4 protein-coding genes are annotated in these 6,453 nt (G+C 41.0%); all 4 read right to left on the bottom strand.

Features of this window, described 5'->3' with window-relative positions; genetic code table 11:
- Positions 1-275: 275 nt before the first annotated feature.
- On the bottom strand, positions 276-1,958 hold the full coding sequence (locus BK820_RS11620) for a carboxypeptidase-like regulatory domain-containing protein (protein WP_071321014.1): 1,683 nt from the start codon (positions 1,956-1,958) through the stop codon (positions 276-278).
- 427 nt (positions 1,959-2,385) lie between these two features.
- Positions 2,386-3,741 (bottom strand): amino acid permease, encoded by a 1,356-nt coding sequence (locus BK820_RS11615; protein ID WP_071321013.1) that lies wholly within the window; start codon positions 3,739-3,741, stop codon positions 2,386-2,388.
- Positions 3,742-4,035: 294 nt separating this feature from the next.
- Positions 4,036-4,722 carry a response regulator gene (locus BK820_RS11610; protein ID WP_004891477.1) on the bottom strand — a complete coding sequence of 229 codons (687 nt, stop codon included), beginning with the start codon at positions 4,720-4,722 and terminating at the stop codon, positions 4,036-4,038.
- Between the two features lie 12 nt (positions 4,723-4,734).
- Entirely contained in the window at positions 4,735-6,390 is a 1,656-nt protein-coding gene (baeS, locus tag BK820_RS11605) for a sensor histidine kinase efflux regulator BaeS (protein ID WP_005223199.1), read from the bottom strand.
- Positions 6,391-6,453: the final 63 nt, after the last annotated feature.

Below are 6,453 nucleotides of genomic sequence, written 5' to 3'. Positions count from 1 at the left end.
GATGACGATCGCGGTCGCTCAGGTGGTCGTGGACGCAGTCGCAGCCGTGATGATGATGACGATCGCGGTCGTTCGGGAGGTCGAGGCGGAAGAAATACCCCGCCACGCGATGACCGAGGTCGCTTCACTTCCAGGTAAATTATTTGGGAGCAACCGGAAAGATATAGATGAAAGGTTTATATTTTTCTAAAAAGAAAAACATTTTGAATTTCTTATAAGTTTAAAGCGAGCAGATTAGTCTGCTCGCTTTTTATATGATTTATTTACATGCTATTTTATTGAGTACGCTCTGGCGGATTTTCTATCCATCGGGAACTCGATGCCAATTGCATTAAAGCTTTCGCTGCTTTTGCGACAAACATCGAAACCTCGTCATCTACTTCCTCATTGTTGCTATAAAGCGGGAAAGTACCAGGCTGGTTTTGAATCACAATGTCATCAATAATCCAGCCACGATATGCATTATAGTACTGATCGACAGTATCGAATTTAAACCGGATTTTAACATTGGATTGCCCCGCATATTCATCTAAAGAAATAGCTTCTTGCTGGGCAAATTGAGGTGCAAGGTTAAAGCCAAAGTTTGAGAATGGAATTGACCAGCGGTTATAATCTGTTTGCGGATCAGACAGCGGATTTAATCGCGCCAGTTTTTTAAATTCCCCTCCATTCACTGAAACTTCCACATCCATGGCATCATACCCTCTGCTACTTGGATTTACTGATTCAATTTCCCACCAGGTTTTAAAACTTAAGCTGATTGGTTTTTGTGTAGTGCTCAGGTCAATTACTGGTGAAGTCAGTGTTCCATAATACGCCTGTGCTGACGTTCCACCATTCAGTCTTGTTTCTACTGGCTGCCCTTCCTCGGTTAAAAGACTGGCTTCTTTATTTAAGAAACTACCTGCAACACCATTGCCATACCAATATGCATAATTGCCTTGAGCAGGATCTGGCAGTTTGCCATTACTGCTATCATCTGGTGCCAAGGTCACTAAACGATTCACATCTTTATTGATAATCTTGTGATTTTTTTGCAGTAAAGACCATTTTGTTTCTTCAACTGTAGAGGCATTTTCCCATTCATCTCGGGTAGCAGAGTCTTCTTCAAAAGTTTCCTGCCAAATACTGGTCGTAGCTTCAGTATTTTGTATCAAGGTAAATTGACTACCCCCTGAAATAGAGGACGTCACTGCAACCTGCTTTGTTAAACTTATATACCCGGGTGCGCTGATCATAAGCGTTGCATTTTTTAAGGTATCGCCAAGCTCATCAGATACATTAAAAGCTAGACTGAAATATCCTTTCGTATCAGTTAATGCTGTAACGAATGCGCCATTGGTAGCCGCACCACCTGATAATGAAACCTGTGCATTTGCCAAAGGCTGACCTTGCACCAGAACTTGCCCTGATAGTGTCCCAATAATTGCTTCATTTACCGGATGAATCGTTCCACATTCAGCATTATTACAAGTTAAAGGCACGTTGATCGACAATTCCTTATTGGTATTTGTCGGGTGAATAATGAATGGCACGATTGCAGTTTCAGAATGCTTTCTGACCAAAATATAGTAAATACCTGGTGCTAAATGAACTGAACCAGAAACACCCAAATGGTCTGTTGTATATTCTCGTGCCGAGGAGAAATCACTAATCACCGGAAGACGGTCATACTGGACAAAGAGACTGTGATCAACTGTATTATTATCAGAAATACTGGTGACGTTATTACTCCATTGTGCAGCTGATAAAATTCGAATGTCAGCATCTGCAAGCGCCAGATGACTTGCATCGGTAATGATTAATCGTTCTACTCCATTTGCTGGCGTTACGGTTTCTTCCGGGGTCGTTTGAGATGGTGGTGTAGAGCTACCAGAACTGCCTGAATCTGAACCACAGCCAGTCATTAGCATTCCCGTAGAGGCAAGCAGCATCGTTGCTATAATATTGAGTTTCATGAGTAAAGTCCTTATTAAAATAATAAATTAATTCTTATAATTCGCCTTTTAATAGGTATTTATTTTTATTATTAAGAAGCCTATAAAATATATAACAAATCCATAGAAAATAAAAATATAAATTATTTCAAACTCGATTATTGAAAAAGTATTTATTAATATAAAATTCTATTTTATTGATTCAGCCAACCCCTCAATTAAATTATTTTTTAATACCTATTTTTTATGAAAATAATTCTAATTATTTACTACATTTATTCTTAATAAAAACTTTATCACCTTGTTTTAAATAGAATATAGACAAATCAATTTATTCCAATTTCAATTAATCAAGCAAATATAAATCACATTATTATTTCTACTAAAGCATGAAAAAAGGCACATAAAAATGGGCTCTAATGAACCCATTTTTAAAAGGATAAAAAATTTAAGTTTTCTTGGCTTGTAATATTTTGAAAAGAATAAATAATATTACAATCCACACTGGCAGCATCAGCACTGACAACATGAAACCTTGATCCCACATGATATAGAGCACTGTCAGCATAAAGATTAAAACCAAATAGTTACTCAGGGGTGAAAACAATGCAGGGAATTTAGTTTGTACAGTTTGGAGGCGAATGGCTTGCTTAAATTTAAGATGAATCAGTGTAATCATGATCCAGTTCAGTACTGCTGCTGCCACCACAATGTAAATTAGATAGCTTAGGGCTTTTTCAGGTACAAAATAGTTTAATAAAACACAGCCAAAAATCAGTAATGCTGAGAATAGCACCGCTAGCACTGGAATTCCTCGTGCATTCACCTTCTTAAAGGCTTTTGGAGCATTACCCTGCTCTGCCAGGCCTAATAGCATTCTGCTATTGGCATACATCCCGCTATTACACACTGATAGCGAGGCTGTCAAAATAATAAAATTTAATAAGTGGGCGGCCCAATCAATACCCATCAGATTAAAAATCATCACGAATGGACTATGCTCTAAATCACCTAAGTTCAGCTGATTCCACGGCACAAGTGATAATAGAATTGCAAGTGAACAGATATAAAATAGAAATACACGAATTACAGTTTGATTTACAGCTTTTGGAATATTCTGATCCGGATTTTCAGTTTCCGCAGCAGCCATACTGATCAGCTCAATCCCACCAAATGCAAACATCATAAAGGCCAGCATATAAAACAGTCCTTCAAAGCCATTCGGGAAGAAACCGCCATGTGCCCATAAGTTCGTTATTGAAGCAGTAGAATCAACATCAGCAGTGACCAGCAAATAAATCCCAAATAAAATCATCGCGACAATCGCAAGGACTTTTATCATTGATAACCAGAATTCAGATTCGCCATAAATCTTTACATTGGTCAAATTCATGCCAGTGACCAGAATAAAGAAAAATAAAACCGAAACCCATGCCGGAATTTCTGGCCACCAGTAATTGATATATTTACCAATCGCAGTCAGCTCAGTCATCGCTACCAGAATATACAGAATCCAGTAATTCCAGCCCGTTAAAAATCCTGGAAACTTCCCCCAATATTTAAAGGCGAAATAGCTAAATGAACCGGTTACAGGTTCATGTACAATCATTTCACCGAGTTGGCGCATAATCAGGAAAGCAATCAAACCGCCAATCAGATAACCCAAAATAATGGATGGACCAGCAGACTGAATAATATGAGCTGAGCCTAGAAATAGACCGGTACCAATCGCACCGCCCATGGCAATCAGCTGGATATGACGATTCTTCAAACGGCGTTGAAGCTGCGGTGTTTCACTCTCCAAAATATATTCTCATGATGAATAAAAAAATAGAATTGTACCGAGTCTAATGCCAATCAGCTAACTCATAAATTTAAGTGATTAGTTCTTAAACTTTTATTTTTTATTTAAGAAGGTTTCTTTTATTAAATTTTTACGTGCTCGAATATCGATCTCCTATTCCTCACCAATTCAGTTATCCATTTAAGTTGCTTTTATCGCGCTATTTTTATAGTAAAACGTACCACAGTATTCTTTAGTGAATAAAAAAGCGAATAGAGAAAATCTATTCGCTTTCGTGATTTCCTTGAACCAGAGTTAGTCCTCAGGATATTCAAAACGGTAACCTACACCATAAACTGCCTGAATCCACTCATGACGGTTACCCGTTTCAGCAGCCTCGGAAATCTTGCGGCGCAGGTTCTTGATATGACTGTCAATCACACGGTCCGCCACATCGAAGCTGTCCGGGTTAATATGATCCAGCAATTGCGCACGTGAATACACCTGACCCACATGCTCCAAAAACAGTTCTAATAAACGGAATTCTGTTGGGGTCAGGTTCAGCGCTTTTTGTTGATACCAGATGCGCTGTTGCGATTTATCCATACGGAACAAATCATTGCTTTCCGGTTCGGCCTTGCGATCCAGACGGCGTAGAACTGCCTGCACGCGCGCGACCAGTTCCTTCGGACTAAATGGTTTACAGATGTAGTCATCTGCACCCATATTCAGGCCGAGTACACGGTCAATTTCTTCAGTACGTGCCGTCACCATAATAATCGGTAGATCGGACTGCTCACGCACCTTACGGCAGATGGTCAGGCCATCCATACGTGGCACCATCAGGTCCAGAATCATCAGGCTCGGCTTACGTTGAGTGAAACTGTTATAAGCTTCCTGTCCATCATGAAACATGCTGACTTCAAAACCAGCAGCTTCTAGATAGTCTCGCACCAATTGTGCAAGTTCGACTTCGTCTTCAACCAGCATAATGTGTTTCATGAATAAACTTCCTTATGATTTTATTTGTTTAGGAAAAGTCAGCTTGCAACGTAATCCACCGAGTGGCGAATGATCGAAGCTTAAACTTCCACCTAATGCTTGCGTAATTTTACACGATAATGCCAAACCCAGTCCGGTACCACCAGTGGCACGGGTACGCGAGTCATCTACACGATAGAAACGTTCACCTATTCGGGCCAGCTGTTCATCGGTCAGACCAAACGGACTGTCATCGACATATAAGGTCCATTCTTTGTCATTCTGTTCAGTATGAATATGTACCTGTCCACCCGTTTCAGTATAGCGAATACTGTTGCTCAGCAAATTGGCCACGATCTGTTTAAAGCGGTCCAGATCCAGCTCTACATCTGCGCCTTCACCTTCCGCAGTCACAGTTAATTGCGCCTGTTCAAACTTTGGATGGAAGTTCATTAATTCCTGCTGTACCACATCCCATGGATTAATCGTACTGACATACACCTGCAATTGCTGGGCATCAGCCTGTGCCAGGGCTGCCAAATCTAGAGTCAGTTTTTTCAGGCTGGTCACCTGTGCCAGCATCGAAGCAAAATGTTCTGGGGTTGGCTTACGAATTCCATCCTGCATCGCTTCAATCTGTGCCTGCAACACGGCTAGTGGTGTTTTCAGCTCATGCGAGGTATCCGCTACCCATTGGCGACGTGAAGTCTCATGTTGATTGAGAATGACAGCTAATTGATTTAACTCATTGGATAAATCACCCAGCTCATCATTGCGGTTGACTTTAACCTGATGCTGATAATTACCTTTGGTTAACTCACGTGTACCTTGCAACAAGCGTTGAATCGGCTTTTTGAAATAAGTCGCTAACAGGAGTGCAGCGATCAGACTGGTCAGGATACTGAGGCCATATACCAGGAATAGGTAACGTTTCTGATTACTAAAGAAATTGATACTTAATGCATCTTCCTGATCCAGTACCGGTTTTAGACCCAGGTAACCGACAATTTTATCGTCTACCATAATCGGGCGATAAGAAATCTGCTCATCGGAAGGTTCACCCACGACAAAACGGCGTTTGGCATCATAGAGCGATAGACGTGAACTCAGACCCAAACGGTCAGGCATCTGGATAAACTGTTTTTTACCCGCTTGCGGCTGTGTTGTTAACTGCGAGCCATTTTTACGATCGGTTCTAAACAGGTTCTGATTAGAACTCAGCGGGAACTTTAAACCTTCAAAAGGCTGAAACTGTGAAGGTAAATTTGCTGCCAATACACGTAGTTCTTCCTCATTTACAGTACGCTGTTCAGCATCTGTGCCCATCAGGCTTGGTGCTACATTGGCTAAGGTGTGATCCTGAAAATAACGTTGCTGTAAGGCAATGTCATACTGACGACGTAACCACCAGCGTGAAAGACGGTCATAATCATCCGGCGCTGCTTCACCTTCGATCTGTAGAATCTGAGCCTGAATTGCATTGCCCCAGTCATTATAAACGCCATAGACTTCGGCCAGGTTTTCAATGACATGATCCAGTTTCTGCATTTCCACATCGGCAACATAGCGAGTGAAATTACGCTGCATGTTGAGATGAAGCACACCGAGACTCACCGTGGTAATCACCAAGGTGGTAAACAGCACTGTTAAAAACAGCCGGAGTGCAATCGGAATGCGGCGAATATTCAAAAGCAGATTCTCAGTTTTTCCTCTAGATTCATTATTGTAGCGAACACAAGCTGAAAAAACTCT

The sequence above is a fragment of the Acinetobacter sp. LCT-H3 genome, assembly GCF_001866125.1.
Classification (GTDB): domain Bacteria; phylum Pseudomonadota; class Gammaproteobacteria; order Pseudomonadales; family Moraxellaceae; genus Acinetobacter; species Acinetobacter schindleri.
The sequence above is the reverse complement of the archived record's forward strand: the minus strand, read 5'-3'. Positions and strand labels throughout refer to the sequence as shown.

What these genes read in the sequence shown, in the direction of transcription:
- BK820_RS11620 (WP_071321014.1), bottom strand. Translation starts at nt 1,958, where the DNA reads ATGAAACTCAATATTATAGCAACGATGCTGCTTGCCTCTACGGGAATG.
- BK820_RS11610 (WP_004891477.1), bottom strand. Translation starts at nt 4,722, where the DNA reads ATGAAACACATTATGCTGGTTGAAGACGAAGTCGAACTTGCACAATTG.